We start from the raw sequence: 15,544 nt of genomic DNA, 5'->3' as shown, positions 1-15,544 counted from the left end.
GGTGTTGTTCGTAACAGTCGGTTAATATATCCGTTGCCGGTGCCGGTCAACAAGAAATCTTTTAGTTGATTTCCCGAAAACCGCGCCGCTGTTTGGCAGCAATGTTTTTCCCTGGTCTTTACCTGCTCCTGGCCGGCGGCGGGGCGTGGTTTGACACCAGCCGTACAACGGTGTTGATCTGTGCAATCATCTCAATCGCAATTGTGCTTTACACAATGCACCGTGCACGAACCGGGCGGCCATTCAAGATGCGGGAGATTGCCGGCCTGAAAGCGGTCGAGGAGGCCGTCGGGCGCGCCACCGAGATGGCCCGCCCCGTCCTGTACACGCCCGGGTGGGGGGGAGACATTCAGCGACCCACCACCATCGCGTCTCTGAATATCCTCAGTCACATCGCGGAAAAGACGGCGCAGTACGACTGCCGCCTTGTTTTCCCCACGCACGACCCGGTCATTATGGCCGTCGCCCAGGAAGTGGTTCGGGAAAGCTACGCCCGGGCAGGGCAGGGTGACCGCTTCTCCGAAGACGACATCTGCTACGTGTCGTCGTCGCAGTTCGGCTACGCGGCGGCCGTAGAGGGGATGATAACCCGGCTGAAGCCCGCGTCGATCTTCCTGCTGGGCACCTTTGAGGCCGAATCGCTCATTCTTGCGGAGGTCGGCAACACGGTCGGGGCCATCCAGATCGCGGGCACCGACTCCACCATTCAACTGGCCTTCTTCATTGTGGCCTGTGACTACACGCTGATCGGCGAGGAGGTTTTCGCGGCGTCCGGTTACCTCTCACAGGATGCCTCGATCCTGGCCTCGGTAAGAGCGCAGGACGTCCTGAAAATCCTGATCGCGATATTTCTTGTCGGCGCGATTTTGTGGGCAACCATAGACCCGACCTCGGGCTGGTGGAGGTTCTGATGCGGCGCCGGTTCCCGCAGATCGTCTGTGGTCTTTTCGGATTCACCCTCTTTGCCGTGTATTTCTCCGGGCATCCCATCGCCGGTGCCATCAATGAAACGGTGCTGCGCGGATACTGGCAGATCATTTTCGCTTTTGCCCTGTTGGTGGGAGTGGTGAGTTTTGCCAGATTCAACCTGGGGGCGATTGCACGGGGAAGCGACCGCCCATACCGGATAGCCAGCCTGGTCGGATTGTTCAGCATGCCTTTTCTCGCGCTGGTGTGGGGGATAAAGGGCGATTCCCCGTTCATATGGGTGTTTGACTACGTGCAGGTGCCCATGCAATCGACCGTCTTCGCGCTGCTGGCCTTCTTTGTCGCTTCGGCTTCGCTGCGCGGCTTTCGCGCCCGCTCCGTGCCGGCCACCGTCCTGCTCGTTTCCGCGCTGCTGACGCTTATCAGTCGCTCCGACCTGGGTGACGTCCTCTTCGCGGAGTTCTCCGATGTCGCCGAGTGGGTTCGCGACGCTCCGTCCATGGCGGCCCGGCGGGCCATCCTTATCGGCATCGGCCTGGGCTCCCTGACGACCTCGCTCAGAGTTCTGCTCGGTCTGGAACGGACCTGGCTGGGGAGTGACTCGTGATGCGCCTCCAGGGCCGACACTGGGCGTTCCTCGGATTGATCGCCGTGGTCACCGTAACCATGCTGCTCGGTATCAGGCCCGCCGTCGTGCCTTCCGCCGATACCGAACGCATGTACGGGTATCTTGATTCACTCCCGGCCGGCACAGTGCTGATGGTGTCGTTCGACCACGAGGCATCCTCGTTGCCCGAAATAGCGCCGCTGGCGCAGGCTTTCCTTCGACACGCCATGTCCAGGGGGCTCCGGCTGATCGGCGTTTCGCTGCTGGCCGAGGGGACCGGCATCGGCTATCGCCTTATGTCTCAGACAGCCGACGAGTACGGACTCAAATACGGCACCGATTACGTGCATCTGGGATTCAAGCCACAGTATATCGCCGCGATACTCTCCATGGGCGAGTCCTTATCCAAGACATATCCGGAGGATTACAGCGGCAATGAATACGGCGCGCTGCCTCTCCTTTCGGGGATTTCGAATTATGATGACGTTGCCGGGGTCGTTTCGATTGCCGACGGTTCCCTGACGACACACTGGATAGAGTACGCCGGGGCACGCTACGGCGTGCGCGTGTCGGCGTTCGTCACGGCGGCCATGGTGACGACGTACGATCCCTACCTGGCCTCGGGGCAGATGTACGCCATGGTGGGCGGCCTGCGCGGAGCCGCCGAATACGAGGGGCTCATTGAAATCGGCGGGAGCGGCACGCGGGCGATGCTCGCGCAGACGGCGGCCCACGTCTACGTGATCCTGCTCATAATCATCGGCAACGTCATATACTTTCGCTTGCGGTCAAAGAGAAGGGAGGCCTGATGGAGATCGGCACGGTCGTCGCCGGGGTCCTGACCCTGGCCATATTCACGTTTCTGTACCGTGACAATCCCGTCTACAGGATGGCCGAATCCATCCTGATCGGCGTGTCGATCGGCTACTTTCTCGTGATCACGTGGACGAACAGCCTGATGGATCTGCTTTTTCAGCCCTTACTCACGCAGGGCGAATGGCCGCTCGTCGTGCCACTGGTGCTCGGTTTCCTGATGTTCACGCGATTCGTGCGCCGGGCCACCTGGTTGTCGCGAATCCCCATGGCCGTGCTGATCGGCTCCGGCGCCGGCGTGGCCATTCCCGCCATGCTGAACGCACGGACACTCAAGCAGATGTCTGCCACCGTGGTCCCGCTGCTGGGCGAATCCGGCTGGTTTGATTTCTCCGGCCTGATCGTGCTGCTCGGTGTGCTGAGCACGCTTTCCTATTTCTACTTTAGCCGCGAGCATCGCGGGCTGCTGGGCGTTTCGGCGCGAATCGGCACCTACTTCCTGATGATCTTCTTCGGAACGACGTTTGGATATACCGTCATGTCCCGCATGTCGACGTTCATAGGCCGAGTGGAATTCCTGCTGAACGACTTTCTCAAGCTGACCAGTTGAAATATGTGCCCAGCCGGCGCACACGGGGCGTTGGCCCGCGTCGACGGCTGCCCGGAAAAAAAGTGATTGAAAAACCTCGCAACCGGCTGAATACTCGGTCGTAGTAGCGGTAGAGGAACTGTGATTAGAAGCGGCCTATGAGCATACAGCCAGACACGCCTGCCCCCCGGAGCCGTGACGGGCGAATCCGCGTGGGCACATCCGGCTATAGCTTTGCCGACTGGCGGGGCCCGTTCTACCCCCAGACCATCGACAAGGGCAAGATGCTCGATTACTACGTCCGGCACTTTCCGACCGTCGAGATAAACACGACCTACTATCGCATCCCGCACCCCGCCGTATTTGCCAACATGGTAAAGAAAGCGCCCGCCGGGTTTGACTTTATGGTAAAAGTGCCGCAGTCCTTCACTCACCGGCGGACGGATCTCGACAGCGACGCCGGCCGGTTCGCCGAGGCCATCAGCCCGCTCGCGGAATCCGGCAAGCTCGCCGGGCTGCTGGCGCAGTTCCCGTACTCGTTCAAGTTTTCCCCGGACGCCCTGGATTACGTGAGCATCTGCCGTGACGCCGTGGCGCCGCACCGCCTGTACGTCGAATTCCGCCACAGCGGCTGGGTCAACCGCTCCATGTATGACCGTCTCAGAAAACAGGGGATAGGCTACGTCTGCGTTGACGAGCCGCAGCTCCCCGGCCTGCTCGCACCGGACTCGTTCGCCACGACCGACACCGCCTACGTTCGGCTTCACGGCCGCAACGCCGACCGGTGGTGGGACGGCGGCCCACTCCGGTACGATTACACCTACTCGAAGGAGGAACTCGAGCTCTGGCGCCGGAAGATAGGCAAGTTGATGACCAAGGTCAGTCGACTTTACGTCTACTTCAACAACTGTCACCTGGGACAGGCCGTCGGCAACGCGGTCGATTTCGTCAAGCTCCTTGAGTCGTAGCCACGGCCGATCAGCACTTTTTTAGTTGACGATGTCCGCAGAACAATAGTAGTTTCGTACCCGAAACGTGAGAGGCGATTGCGAATGTACCTCCGGCTTGAAAATGTGCGCAAAGAATACGATGGTAAGGTCGCCGTTGACAACCTGACTCTTCACGTGCCCAAAGGGGTCATCTACGGCATCATCGGGCCGAACGGCGCGGGGAAGACCACCACCATTCGCATGATCATGAACATCATCGCCCCGGACGCCGGAGAAATCTATTTCGACGGTCGGAGGGTGGACGACACGTTCAAGGACTGCGTTGGCTATCTTCCCGAAGAGCGCGGCCTGTACAAGAAAATGAAGCTTCAGGAGATAATCACTTACCTGGCGCAGCTTAAAGGGTATCCTCCGAAGAAGTCGCGCGAGCAGATCGGGCCCTGGCTTGAGCGCATGGGCCTGTCGGAGTATCGCGAGCGCAAGGTCGAGGAACTGTCGAAAGGCATGGCGCAGAAGCTCCAGTTTATCGCGACTATCCTGCACGAACCGGACATAATCATTCTCGACGAGCTCTTCTCGGGCCTCGATCCCATGAACATCGAACTCATCACGGACATACTCCTTGAACTCAAACGGGCTGGGAAGACCATCCTTTTTTCCACCCACGTCATGGAACAGGCGGAGAAGCTGTGTGACTACATCTGCATGATTTCACACGGTCAGAAGGTCATTGACGGCAGGCTCACCGAGGTGAAGGCGAGGTTCGGCAAGAATTCCCTGCATATCGGCATCGAGGGCGACGGCGCGTTCATCAGGTCCCTCCCCGGCGTACAGGCCATGACCGAGTTCAACAACTATATTGAAGTCCGCCTGGAGGACGGAGCACTGCCGAACACGATCCTGAGGGCGCTGATCGAAAAAGTAGCCGTCCGCCGTTTTGAAATCATGGAACCGTCGCTTTACGACATCTTCATCGACATGGCCAAGGTCGACCCGGCCGAGCTTCATAAGAACGGGAGGCAAGGTCATGTATAAGTTCCTGGCCATTTTCAAGCGCGAGTACGCGCAGATCGTCAAGAAGAAGTCATTCATTATCGGAATACTGCTCATACCGGTTTTCATGGGGCTGCTTATCCTGCTTCCTGCTATGCTCGCCAGGCAGGAGACGGCGGTTACTGAAAAGCTCGCCGTCATTGACCAGAGCGGCATGGAGATTGCCGAGGAATTCGCTGAATCGTTGCAACGATACAAGCTCAAGGGGACGGACACACCCTCGTACAGCGTGCGCGGGATCTTTCGGCCCGCGGCCGACGATGATGCGCGCTTCCAGGTGCTATACGATTCGCTTGCCCAGTTGGTGACCGACAAGGGGCTGAAGTACTTTCTTGTCGTCAAACCGGATCCTCACCTGGCCGACAGCAACGTCTTCATGGTGACAAACTCGGACGATTTCAACGCCCTGAGCCGCTTTGAATACCGGCTGTCGAACGTGCTCGCCGCACACCGCCTGCGGCTGAGCAACATCAACCTGCCCGTAGATTCCGTGCTGGCTCTGACCGAACGTGTCGATCTTGTTTTGAGAGATACCATGGGGCAGTCGATCCCGTTTACCGTCAAGTATTTCGGCGCACTGATCTTCGTCATGATCATATACATGATGATCGTCGGCTACGGCGCGGTGCTCATGCGGTCCGTCATCGAAGAAAAGAACAGTCGTATAGTGGAAGTACTGGTTTCGTCCGTCAGCCCGTTTCAGTTGATGCTGGGGAAGGTTTTGGGCATGGGCGCGGCGGCTTTTACGCAGGTGGCTATCTGGGTCGTCATCGGTGCATTGATATCCGTCAGCACCGGCGCCGCCGCCGCGCAGGCCTTGCCAGCCGTGCAGCGCATAGCCTTTAATCCCGTGATTGTCACCTTCTTCATTCTCTTCTTCATATCCGGGTACCTGTTGTATTCCACCTTCTTTGCCCTGATCGGAGCGATTGTCAACAGCGACAAGGAGGCGCAGAGTTTCGTCATGCCGATCTCCTTGAGCCTGATATTCCCGGTGATCATCGGCATAGCTGTTGTGCGCGACCCGTACGCCACCTGGGTGCTGGTGCTCTCGTTCATTCCGTTGTTCTCACCCACGCTGATGCTGATGCGGGTGATATTCATAGCGCCCACGGTCGCGGAGTACTCGCTTTTTTCAGGCATTGTCGCAGAAGGGGCGCTGGCCTTTCTCCTGATCGTTCTGGCCTTGATAGGCACGGTCTGGGTTACCGGCCGGATCTTTCGTGTCGGCATTCTGATGTACGGCAAGCGGCCCACGCTGCCGGAGCTGATCAGGTGGGTCAGGTACTGACGAGGAGAGCACGACCGGAATGATTCAGCGCTCGACATTGCCCAGAGTCCTTCTGCTGCTGGCCGGCTTTGTCTTTTTCTCGGCAAACACCGTCCACTTCGTTGAAAGCTCCGACTCGGGCCTGTGGGCGTCCGTCGATCAGACCTATCACTTCGATTTCGACCACGCCGCCACAAAGGGCCTCGCACTTAACCTGAAGTCCGCCCTCGTGGTCAACTATGACAACGGTGAAGTGCTGTACGCGCGCAAGCCGAATCAGCAGCGGCCGATTGCCTCGATTACTAAACTCGTCTCGGCAATGGTCGTGATCGACAAGGGGGTCAGTCTCGATTCGACCGAGATCATCACCGGCAAGGACGCCCGGCGGTCTTCACGATCACGGCTCCGGGTTGGATACGAAGTCACCCTTCGTGACCTCCTGCACGCCGCACTGATGAATTCGGATAACCGGGCCGCTCGCGCCCTGGCCAGGGCCACCTGCGGGACTATCGAAGAGTTTGTAAAGGACATGAATCGGAAGGCCCGGACACTGGGCCTGAAACATACTCACTTTCAGGAACCCACCGGCCTGGATTCCAGGAACGTTTCGACGGCCCAGGAAGTGGCCAAAATCCTGCACTATGCCCGTGACTACGACTTGATCGCCCGGATCACGTCCGAAAAGCAGTACCGCGTGGAAATCCTGAACAAGAAGAACGTGTACGTCCCGATGAGCAACACCAATCTCCTGGTCCATTCCCGGTATGATGTTCTCGCCGGCAAGACCGGCTATATTCGAGCCGCGGACCACTGTCTGGCGACTATCCTTCGAAACTCGGCAGGGGAGAGGCTCACCGTGGTAGTGCTGGGTGTGCCGAGAGACAAACTTCGCTTCCGCGAAGCCCGCAAGCTGGCCGACTGGGGCTTCAGGCGAATGGCCGCCCTGGCCCAGTTGTAGTTTCGGTGTCAGAACCCGAAGGCAAGTTGGAGCCCGGGGGCATCAATCGTGGTAAGCAGGAAGAGCGTTTCCCTTCTGAGTCGTCTCACTAAAAACCTCTCCGTGTGGTCTAATAGTCAGTAGTGGTAAGCTGCCCGGGCAAGGAGTACGCGGTCCCGGGGGCGGAAGGGGGAGTTGGGGTGCTTTCAGGGCAATGGAAAGACGGGGCGCATGGTCCCATAAGATATATTATGTTAACAGAATGGCCTTCCAAGCCCCCTGGCGCAGGCTCCCTGGCCGCTAACCCTTCACCACGATATTCAGCAGTCGCCCCGGCACGTAGATCTTCCGGACAATATCCTTATTCCCGATGTGATTCTGGACCTTCTCGCTCATAAGGGCAGCCTTCTCGACCGCAGCTTGCTCCGACCCTGCCGCTACCGTGACGGTATCCCGCAGACGCCCGTTAACCTGCACCGCTATCCGGACAGTATCTCCGACCACGGCTTCAGGATCGTAATTCGGCCATCCGGCTTTGAAGACCGATTCCTTGAAACCGACCGTTTCCCACATTTCTTCGGCCAGGTGCGGCGTCAGCGGGGCGACCAGCAGTATGGTCTTGAGTATGACCATATCGTTGAGCCCGTCATCCGAGATATCCGGTACGCTGTCATAATCCCGGATCAGTTCCATCAGGGCGGCGATAGCCGTGTTAAACTGAAGCCGGTCAAAGGATTCCGAGACTTTCTTGACGGTCTGGTTAAGTTTGACATAGACGCGCCGTTCATCGGCCGACAGCTGCTCCGGCTTAAAGTGTTGCTTTAAGTCCGGCCTGGAGCCTCGATATTTCTGAACGACGGGGAAGAGCCGGTTCAGGACGAACTTCTCGACCCCGGTCACGCTCTCCTCGCTCCAGAGCACCTCTCGATCCGACGGTGAGGTAAAATACATGGCCAGCCGGGCGATATCGACGCCCCGCTCCTCCATCAGGGCCAGCGGCGAAACCACGTTGCCCTTGGACTTGCTCATGACCTCGCCATCGGCATCCAGCACCAGGCCGTGGTTGAACAGGTGGCTGGCCGGTTCATCATAGTCGCTCCAGCCGATATCGTGCAGGAATTTCTGGAAAAAGCGAAAATAGATCAGGTGTCCAGTGGCGTGCGTCACGCCGCCCACGTACAGGTCAACCGGCAGCCATCTTTTCTCCTTGTCCCGGGAGTACGGCTCCTTGTCGTTCCTGGCATCGACGTAGCGAAGATAGTACCAGGACGAGCAGACGAATGTGTCCATGGTGTCGACGTCGCGTTCGGCCTCTCCCCCGCACGCGGGGCAGGTAGTGGCCAGGAAATCCGCAACGTCGGCCAGCGGCGAACGGCCTCTGGGCTGGTAGTCCTCGACCCAGGGCAGGAGAACGGGCAGATCATTCTCGTTGATCGGCACCAGGCCGCAACGCTCGCAGTGGACGATCGGGATGGGGCATCCCCAGTAGCGCTGGCGTGAGATCAACCAGTCTTTCAGCTTGTAGTTCACCTTGCGCCGCCCGAATCCACGTGTCTCGGCGTATTCGCTGACGGCGTCGATGGCTTCCTGCCCCGCTTTGCCGTCAAACGGTCCGGAATTCACCATGGGACCGTACTCGACGAAGGCGTCCGGCATCGCGGCCGGGTCCAGCGAGGTTTTCTCGTCGGGATGGATAACGACCCTGATCGGGATGCCGTACTTTCCGGCAAAGGCGAAGTCGCGGGTGTCATGAGCGGGAACGGCCATCACGGCGCCCGTTCCGTAGCCGGCCAGCACGTAATCGGCCACCCACAACTGGACGCGCTCACCGTTGTAGGGGTTCACGGCGTATCGGCCGGTGAAGACACCGTCCTTCTCCTCGCTGAGAGCCGCCCGTTCAATGTCGGACCTGAGCAGAGCTTTCTTCCTGTATTCGGCCACCCTGGTGGAGTGTTCCGGATCCATGTTGAGCTTGTCGACAATTTCTGATTCCGGAGAAATCGCCATGAACGTCACGCCATAAATGGTATCCGGACGGGTGGTGAAGATTGGCAGCTTCTCCCCCGTATCCTCGATGGTGAAGTCAACCTCAAGACCGTATGAGCGGCCGATCCACTCTCGCTGCATGGTCTTGACGCTCTCCGGCCAGCCGGGCAGCTTGTCCAGGTCGTCAATAAGCCGGTCCGCAAAGTCGGTAATCTTGAAGTACCATTGTATCTGGTCGCGTTTTTCGACGACGGTTCCGCACCGCTCGCAGCATCCCTGGACAACCTGCTCGTTGGCCAGAACCGTCTTGTCCTCCGGACACCAGTTAACAAAACCCCGCTTGCGGTAAGCCAGGCCCTTCTTGAAAAGTTGGACGAACATCCACTGCGTCCACCTGTAGTAATCCGGCAGGCATGACGTCACTTCCCGCGACCAGTCAAACGAGATACCGGCCTTCTGGAGCGTATTCCGCGAGGCAGCCACGTTGCCAATGGTCCACTTCTCAGGATGCATACCCCGCTGGAGGGCGGCTCTCTCCGCCGGTAAGCCGAAGGCGTCCCACCCGAACGGGTGCAGGACCTGTTTGCCGAGCATCATCTGCCGGCGAGCCACCGCATCGCCGATGATGTAATTGCGGAAGTGACCCATGTGGATGTCACCGGAGGGATAGGCGAACATCACGAGCACGTAGAACTTCTTGTCGTGGGACGGTTTATCGACGGCCTTGAAGAGCTGGTCTTTGTCCCACCGCGCCTGCCACTTCTGCTCTATCGCCCTGAAATCGTACTTGCGAAACGATTTTTCCTGCACTGACATCGCACTACCTCTCTCTTGCCCGGTGAAGCGTCAAAGTAGCAAAAAGGATTACCTTTGGCAACATTTTTGGTTTGTCGGCCTGTCGGGGTCTCAGATTGAGCCGTGACGGCGCATTCTGTTGAGGATGTCGCTGCCGGCCGACAGGGAGTTCGCAAGGCGCGACTTCAGCCGCTCCAGGCCCGCCAGCGGCCCGCCTGATATCTTCTGCAGCACCGCCAGCCGGCTGTCCCAGGTATAGACGGAGAGACGTCCCACTGCCAGCGGCAGGTCGCCTGGCGTGGGGAATCGCATCGTAAAGCCGAGGTGGTACCCGGCCACGGCCGCTGCGTCACGGACGCGCCGGTTGTGGCGGCCGTAGGGGTAACTGACCGTGCTCACCCGCTCGCCCAGGATATCCTCGAGCCGGCGTCTGGAGTCGCTCAGTTCAGCAGCCAGCTCTGCCGCGGAACAGCGCGTGAGGTCAAGGTGGCGATGACCGTGCGAACCAAAGCGAACGCCACACGAGGCTAACTGACGTACGTCATTGCCATCCAGGTGCGGTACGCTCCTGAGGCGGTAGCTGTAGTCCCAGCGATTGGGCTTGCCGATCCAGGCAGTCGGCATGAACACCACGGGCTCAATGCCGAACCGCTCGATCATATCCGGCAGAACCGTGCTCAGATGTTTATAGCCGTCATCAAACGTGATGGCCAGGCCGTGCGGGTCTGCCGTGGATCTCTCCCCTTGCAGCGAGGTAAACCGGTAGCCTAGTCCGGAGAGGTAATCCATCAACCGGATAAAGCGGCGAGGAGAAACGTTGGTGGAGTCCCACGCCAGGCGCGGTATGATCTTGTGGAAGACGAGCGCTCTGGGGCAAACGCGAGGCGACCCCGGTCGACGTTCGAGATCCTCAGGCAACCTGGGTGAAGACGTTTTCATCGGCCGGGCCAAGGACCGCGACAGCCATACGGTTCTCGTCGAGTATCCGGTTTGCGGCGTCAAGGATATCCGAGGAGGATACGCGATCAATCTCGCGCAGCAACTGTTTCAAGGGCCGGTAGCCGCTGCCGACAAGTTCCTGCCGGGCCAGGCGGCTCATCCGGGCTGAGGTCGACTCCAGGCTCAGGGTCAGATGACCCTTGATCTGGGCTTTCACTTTGGCGAGAGTCGAGGTGGTGAGCCGCTTTTTCTTGATTCGCTTCAGTTCCCGCAAAACGACCTCGAATGCCTGCGCCAGCCGTTCACTGTCCGTACCCAGGTAAGCCCCGAAAACGCCGCTGTCGCGGTACAGGTCATTGTAGGTATACACCGAGTAAGCCAGCCCGCGCTCCTCGCGTATCCTCTGAAACAGAACCGACGACATACCGCCGCCGAGGTACGCGCTCAGGGCCAATGCGGACAGCTTCTCTTTCGCGCCGTAACTGAAACCCGGAAAGCCAAGACAAAGGTGGGTTTGTTTGCTGTCGTTGTCGGTGACGGATACAGCTTTGTCACGGCTTCGCCAGTAGCCTTCGGGAGTTTCGTGGCAACCCTCGGGGAATGTGAAATTCTGGCGAACCAGCCGCACCAGGCGGTTGTGAGAGACTGCCCCGCTGGCCGCGACCAGGACCGAACCGGCCCGGTAGTTGCGCTTCCGGAAAGCTTTCATCCGCGAGCGCGTCATATTCATGACGTTTTCCAGCGAGCCCATGATCGGCTGGCCAAGCGGGTGTTCACCCCAGAAAGACCGCGCAAAAAGATCGTGGATGTGATCCGAAGGAGTATCCAGGGACTCCTTGATCTCCTCGCAAATGACAAGGCGCTCCTTGTCCATATCAGCCGCGGTTATGGAGGCGTTGCAGGTAAGGTCCGCCAGGACGTCAATTGCTTCGGCCAGATGCTCGTCGAGTATCCGCGCCGTGAAACACGTCTGCTCACGCGAGGTAAACCCGTTGAGCGAGCCGCCGATCGACTCCAGCGAGGCCGCTATCTGCCTGGCCGACCGCTTCCTGGTTTTCTTGAACACCATGTGCTCCAGAAAGTGGCACAGCCCGCTGTCTTCCGGCCGTTCGTTTCGCGATCCCACGTCCACCCAGACACCGATGGAGATCGAACGAACCGAGGGCAGTTGTTCCGTGACTACCCTCAGCCCATCCTTCAGCGTTGTCTTGCGGTACACGCCGTTCTCGTTGCCGGACGCCGGTTTCGCCATGGTCGCCAGTACGGGGACGTCAGTCCTTCGTCTTGGTGTACCTCCGGCGCTGATTGGGGCGCTCGGGCCGGCCGCCCCGGCCTGAGCGTGGCGGCTGGCTGCGTTGACTCGGCGGTTTTGGCTCGTCCGTAAGCGTAGCGCGACGTGAGAGCCGTACACGATCACCGTCAACGTCAAGGACTTTGACGTTGATGTGATCACCGATGCTGACTATGTCTTCGACCGCCCGGACCCGTTGCACGTCGAGTTCCGATATGTGCACCAGACCGTCGGAGTTGGGCAGGATCTGCACGATCGCGCCGAACTCGGTGATCCTGGTGACAACGCCGTCGTACACTCTGCCAACCTCGGGCTCCTCGACTATCGCCTGTATCCGGGCCATGGCGACCCGGCCGGCTTCCGCATCAGTCGTGGCGATCAGCACCTTGCCGTCGTCCTCGATGTCGATCTTCGCCCCCGTCTCCTCTACCAGGGCACGGATAACCTTGCCACCGGGACCGATGACCTCACCGATCTTGGACGGATTGATATAGAAGGACAGTATCCTGGGGGCATATTCCGAAAGCTGGTCGCGATGCTTGTCGATAACGGCGTTCATCTTGTCCAGAATGGCCAGGCGGGCCACGCGGGCCTTCTGCAGGGCCAGGCGCATCGTTTCGATGTCAAGGCCGGCGATCTTGATGTCCATCTGGATGGCCGTGAGCCCGTCGGCCGTCCCGGCCACCTTGAAGTCCATGTCGCCGAAATGGTCCTCGTCGCCGAGTATATCCGTCAGAATGATGACGTTGTCCTCGGCCTTGATCAGGCCCATGGCGATCCCAGCGACGGCGGTCTTGATGGGCACTCCGGCGTCCATCATGGACAGAGAACCTCCGCACACGGTGGCCATGGAGGAGGATCCGTTCGACTCGAGAATGTCAGACACCAGCCGCACCGTATACGGAAAGTCGATCTCCGAGGGGATGACGGGAAGCAGGGCGCGTTCGGCCAGCGCCCCGTGGCCGATCTCCCTGCGGGAGGTACCTCGGATCGGCCTGACCTCACCGACGCTGAACGGCGGGAAGTTGTAGTGCAGCATGTAACTCTTGGTGGACTCGCCCTCGAGTTCGTCGAGCCGCTGCTCGTCCATCTTGGTGCCCAGCGTGACGGCCACCAGCGCCTGCGTCTGACCGCGGGTAAACAGCGCCGAGCCGTGCGTTCGCGGCAGCGTGCCGACCTCGCAGGTGATTTCCCGAATGGCATCAGGCTCGCGGCCGTCTATGCGCCGCCCTGAGTCGACAATCATCCGCCGCATGGAGGCGGCGTCCAGATCGTGAAAAATCGCCCTGATTGGCCTCTCCTGCTCGGGGAACTCCTCGGCCAGGGCTTCCTTGATCTCCTGCTCGAGACGCCTCTTGCCGTCGCGGCGGGCTTCCTTGTCCGCTTCGTGGTTGTACTCGTCGATCCTCTCGCCGGCCAACTCCTTGACCCGCGCCGCAAGCGTCTCATCCTGGACCACGGGCGTATATTCGAACTTCTCCTTGCCGCACTGGGCACGCAGTTCGTCAATCCGGGCAACAATCGTCTTGATGCAGTCATGGCCGAACAGGAGCGCTTCGATGACGTCGTCCTCGGAGACTTCTCTGCCTCCGCCTTCGACCATGACAATGCTGTCCGCCGAACCGGCCATGGCAATCTGAATATCGCTCTGCTCCGACTGGCTCAAAGTCGGGTTGACTACGAAGGCGCCGTCAATACGCCCCACCCGAACGCCGGCCAGGATCTTCTGGAACGGCACGTCAGAGACGGCGATGGCCGCACAGGTGCCGACCAGGGCGAGCATGTCCGTATCGTTCTCCTGATCGTGTGAGACGATGTACGAAATACACTGCGTCTCGGATTGAAAATCATCAGGAAAGAACGGCCGGATCGGCCGATCGATAATACGCGCCGAGACAACTTCTTTCTCCGAAGGTCTGCCTTCGCGCTTGAAAAAACCGCCGGGAATCTTGCCCGCGGCATAAGCTTTTTCCCGGTATTCGACCGTAAGCGGAAAGAAATCCAGACCCTCTCTCGGGTCCGGACCGGAACAGCACGTCGAAATAACCATGGAATCGCCGTAACGGACGGTAACAGCGCCGTTAGCCTGCCTGGCCATCTTGCCGCACTCAATGATCATCGTGCGACCGCCAAGTTCAAATTCAACTTTGTGTGACATACAATCTTCCTGTTAAGTAACTATCGTCTGAGGCCGAGCCGGTTCACAACGTCACGGTAGCTCCCGATGTCTCTCGATTTTAAGTAATCAAGCATACGACGGCGCTGACCGACGAGCTTAAGCAGCCCGTGGCGGGTGTGAAAATCCTTCTTGTGCTCTTGCATGTGCCCCGTCAGATGGTTGACTCGCTCCGTCAGGAGCGCGATTTGTACCTCCGGCGAACCCGTGTCCGCCTCATGAAGGCGGTGCTGCTGTACAATCTCCGCCTTCCGGTCCTTGCTTACTGGCATTGCTTTTCTCCCTTACGTACGATCTTCATAACACTTCCTTTATCTCGTTCAATTTGCTGGACCAGCAGTTCGGTGGAAGCAAACCGCTGATTCCCCCGAATGAAACGCGTGGGGTAAACCACGATTTCCTCGTCGTAAATCTCCCGGTCGAAATCGAAAAGGTTGACCTCAACGGTGACCGTTTGAACCGGGTTGAAGTAGTTCTGTCCCACGAAGAGCATGCCGCACCAGTCCTGCCCGGCCACCTCCGCCCAGCAGGCATAGACACCCTGCGGAGGCAGCAGCTTGCGCGGACCGTACTGGATGTTGGCGGTCGGGTATCCGATCTTGCGACCAAGACCAATGCCGCTCTCCACCCGGCCGGAAATGGCATAGTCATGCCCCAGGAGGTCCACGGCCTCCGCGTACTGCCCCTCGGTCATGGCTCGCCGGATGCGTGACGACGATACCGGCACACCGCCGTAGAAGACCGGGTCGACGACTTCCAGCGAAAAATCGTGTTTCTCGCCCAGGTCTCGAAGGGCCGGAATAGTGCCCTCGCGATTTCTGCCGAACCCGTGGTCGTAGCCGACGATCAGCCTTCTGACGTGAGCTTTTTCAACCAATATGTCCTTGACGAACTGGTCGGCGCTCATGTTCTTCAGCGTCTCATTGAATTCCAGAACCAGCACGCGGCCCTCGAAATAGTCCGGGACGAACTTCTCTTTCTCTTCGATCGTGGTCAGCAGCATCGGCACGTTGCTCGGACTGACGAGAACCCTGGGGTGCGGGTGAAAGGTTATCAGCACGGTCTCACCGTCCGACTCGGCCGTCGCCCGCCTGACCCGTCGAAAGATCTCCTGATGCCCGCGATGGATGCCGTCAAACGTTCCCACCGTGACGATTGTCCGTCTCCCCTCCGGGAGTCGGAAGTCCTTCAGACCTCGAATGAATTCCACA

The 15,544-nt window shown here is 59.3% G+C and carries 14 protein-coding genes; 8 read left to right on the top strand and 6 right to left on the bottom strand.

Features of this window, described 5'->3' with window-relative positions; translation table 11 throughout:
- Window positions 1-101: 101 nt before the first annotated feature.
- The 8 genes from VMY05_05330 to VMY05_05295 all read left to right on the top strand — a co-directional run bounded on the left by VMY05_05330 (window position 102) and on the right by VMY05_05295 (window position 7,167).
- Window positions 102-911 (top strand): DUF6754 domain-containing protein, encoded by an 810-nt coding sequence (locus VMY05_05330; GenBank protein ID HUV30499.1) that lies wholly within the window; start codon window positions 102-104, stop codon window positions 909-911.
- The gene (locus tag VMY05_05325) at window positions 911-1,534 is read left to right on the top strand and encodes a hypothetical protein (GenBank protein HUV30498.1); all 624 of its coding nucleotides are present in this window, start codon (window positions 911-913) and stop codon (window positions 1,532-1,534) included. Before VMY05_05330 ends, VMY05_05325 begins: the two co-directional genes overlap by 1 nt.
- Window positions 1,531-2,343, top strand: coding sequence for a hypothetical protein (locus VMY05_05320; protein HUV30497.1), 813 nt, complete (start codon window positions 1,531-1,533; stop codon window positions 2,341-2,343). Before VMY05_05325 ends, VMY05_05320 begins: the two co-directional genes overlap by 4 nt.
- On the top strand, window positions 2,343-2,957 hold the full coding sequence (locus VMY05_05315; GenBank protein ID HUV30496.1) for a hypothetical protein: 615 nt from the start codon (window positions 2,343-2,345) through the stop codon (window positions 2,955-2,957). The genes VMY05_05320 and VMY05_05315 overlap by 1 nt, the downstream gene beginning before the upstream one ends.
- Before the next feature lie 137 nt (window positions 2,958-3,094).
- The gene (locus VMY05_05310) at window positions 3,095-3,904 is read left to right on the top strand and encodes a DUF72 domain-containing protein (protein HUV30495.1); all 810 of its coding nucleotides are present in this window, start codon (window positions 3,095-3,097) and stop codon (window positions 3,902-3,904) included.
- 84 nt (window positions 3,905-3,988) lie between these two features.
- Window positions 3,989-4,921: an ATP-binding cassette domain-containing protein gene (locus tag VMY05_05305; GenBank protein ID HUV30494.1), complete on the top strand. Its 933-nt coding sequence runs from the start codon at window positions 3,989-3,991 to the stop codon at window positions 4,919-4,921.
- Window positions 4,914-6,230: an ABC transporter permease gene (locus VMY05_05300; protein HUV30493.1), complete on the top strand. Its 1,317-nt coding sequence runs from the start codon at window positions 4,914-4,916 to the stop codon at window positions 6,228-6,230. The genes VMY05_05305 and VMY05_05300 overlap by 8 nt, the downstream gene beginning before the upstream one ends.
- A gap of 19 nt (window positions 6,231-6,249) precedes the next feature.
- The gene (locus tag VMY05_05295; GenBank protein HUV30492.1) at window positions 6,250-7,167 is read left to right on the top strand and encodes a serine hydrolase; all 918 of its coding nucleotides are present in this window, start codon (window positions 6,250-6,252) and stop codon (window positions 7,165-7,167) included.
- Between the two features lie 279 nt (window positions 7,168-7,446).
- Here VMY05_05295 and leuS read toward each other — a convergent pair whose 3' ends face one another.
- The 6 genes from leuS to VMY05_05265 all read right to left on the bottom strand — a co-directional run bounded on the left by leuS (window position 7,447) and on the right by VMY05_05265 (window position 15,543).
- Window positions 7,447-9,948: a leucine--tRNA ligase gene (leuS, locus tag VMY05_05290; protein HUV30491.1), complete on the bottom strand. Its 2,502-nt coding sequence runs from the start codon at window positions 9,946-9,948 to the stop codon at window positions 7,447-7,449.
- 90 nt (window positions 9,949-10,038) lie between these two features.
- Window positions 10,039-10,866, bottom strand: a complete 828-nt coding sequence (locus tag VMY05_05285; protein HUV30490.1) for a polysaccharide deacetylase family protein — start codon at window positions 10,864-10,866, stop codon at window positions 10,039-10,041.
- Window positions 10,838-12,118 carry a pitrilysin family protein gene (locus VMY05_05280; GenBank protein ID HUV30489.1) on the bottom strand — a complete coding sequence of 427 codons (1,281 nt, stop codon included), beginning with the start codon at window positions 12,116-12,118 and terminating at the stop codon, window positions 10,838-10,840. Before VMY05_05280 ends, VMY05_05285 begins: the two co-directional genes overlap by 29 nt.
- 19 nt (window positions 12,119-12,137) lie before the next feature.
- Window positions 12,138-14,315 carry a polyribonucleotide nucleotidyltransferase gene (gene pnp / locus VMY05_05275; protein ID HUV30488.1) on the bottom strand — a complete coding sequence of 726 codons (2,178 nt, stop codon included), beginning with the start codon at window positions 14,313-14,315 and terminating at the stop codon, window positions 12,138-12,140.
- 20 nt (window positions 14,316-14,335) lie between these two features.
- Window positions 14,336-14,605 (bottom strand): 30S ribosomal protein S15, encoded by a 270-nt coding sequence (rpsO, locus tag VMY05_05270; protein HUV30487.1) that lies wholly within the window; start codon window positions 14,603-14,605, stop codon window positions 14,336-14,338.
- Window positions 14,596-15,543 (bottom strand): bifunctional riboflavin kinase/FAD synthetase, encoded by a 948-nt coding sequence (locus tag VMY05_05265; protein HUV30486.1) that lies wholly within the window; start codon window positions 15,541-15,543, stop codon window positions 14,596-14,598. The genes rpsO and VMY05_05265 overlap by 10 nt, the downstream gene beginning before the upstream one ends.
- Window position 15,544 lies beyond the last annotated feature (1 nt).

Source organism: Acidobacteriota bacterium, from assembly GCA_035529075.1.
GTDB lineage: Bacteria > Zixibacteria > MSB-5A5 > GN15 > FEB-12 > DATKXK01.
The sequence above is the reverse complement of the archived record's forward strand: the minus strand, read 5'-3'. Positions and strand labels throughout refer to the sequence as shown.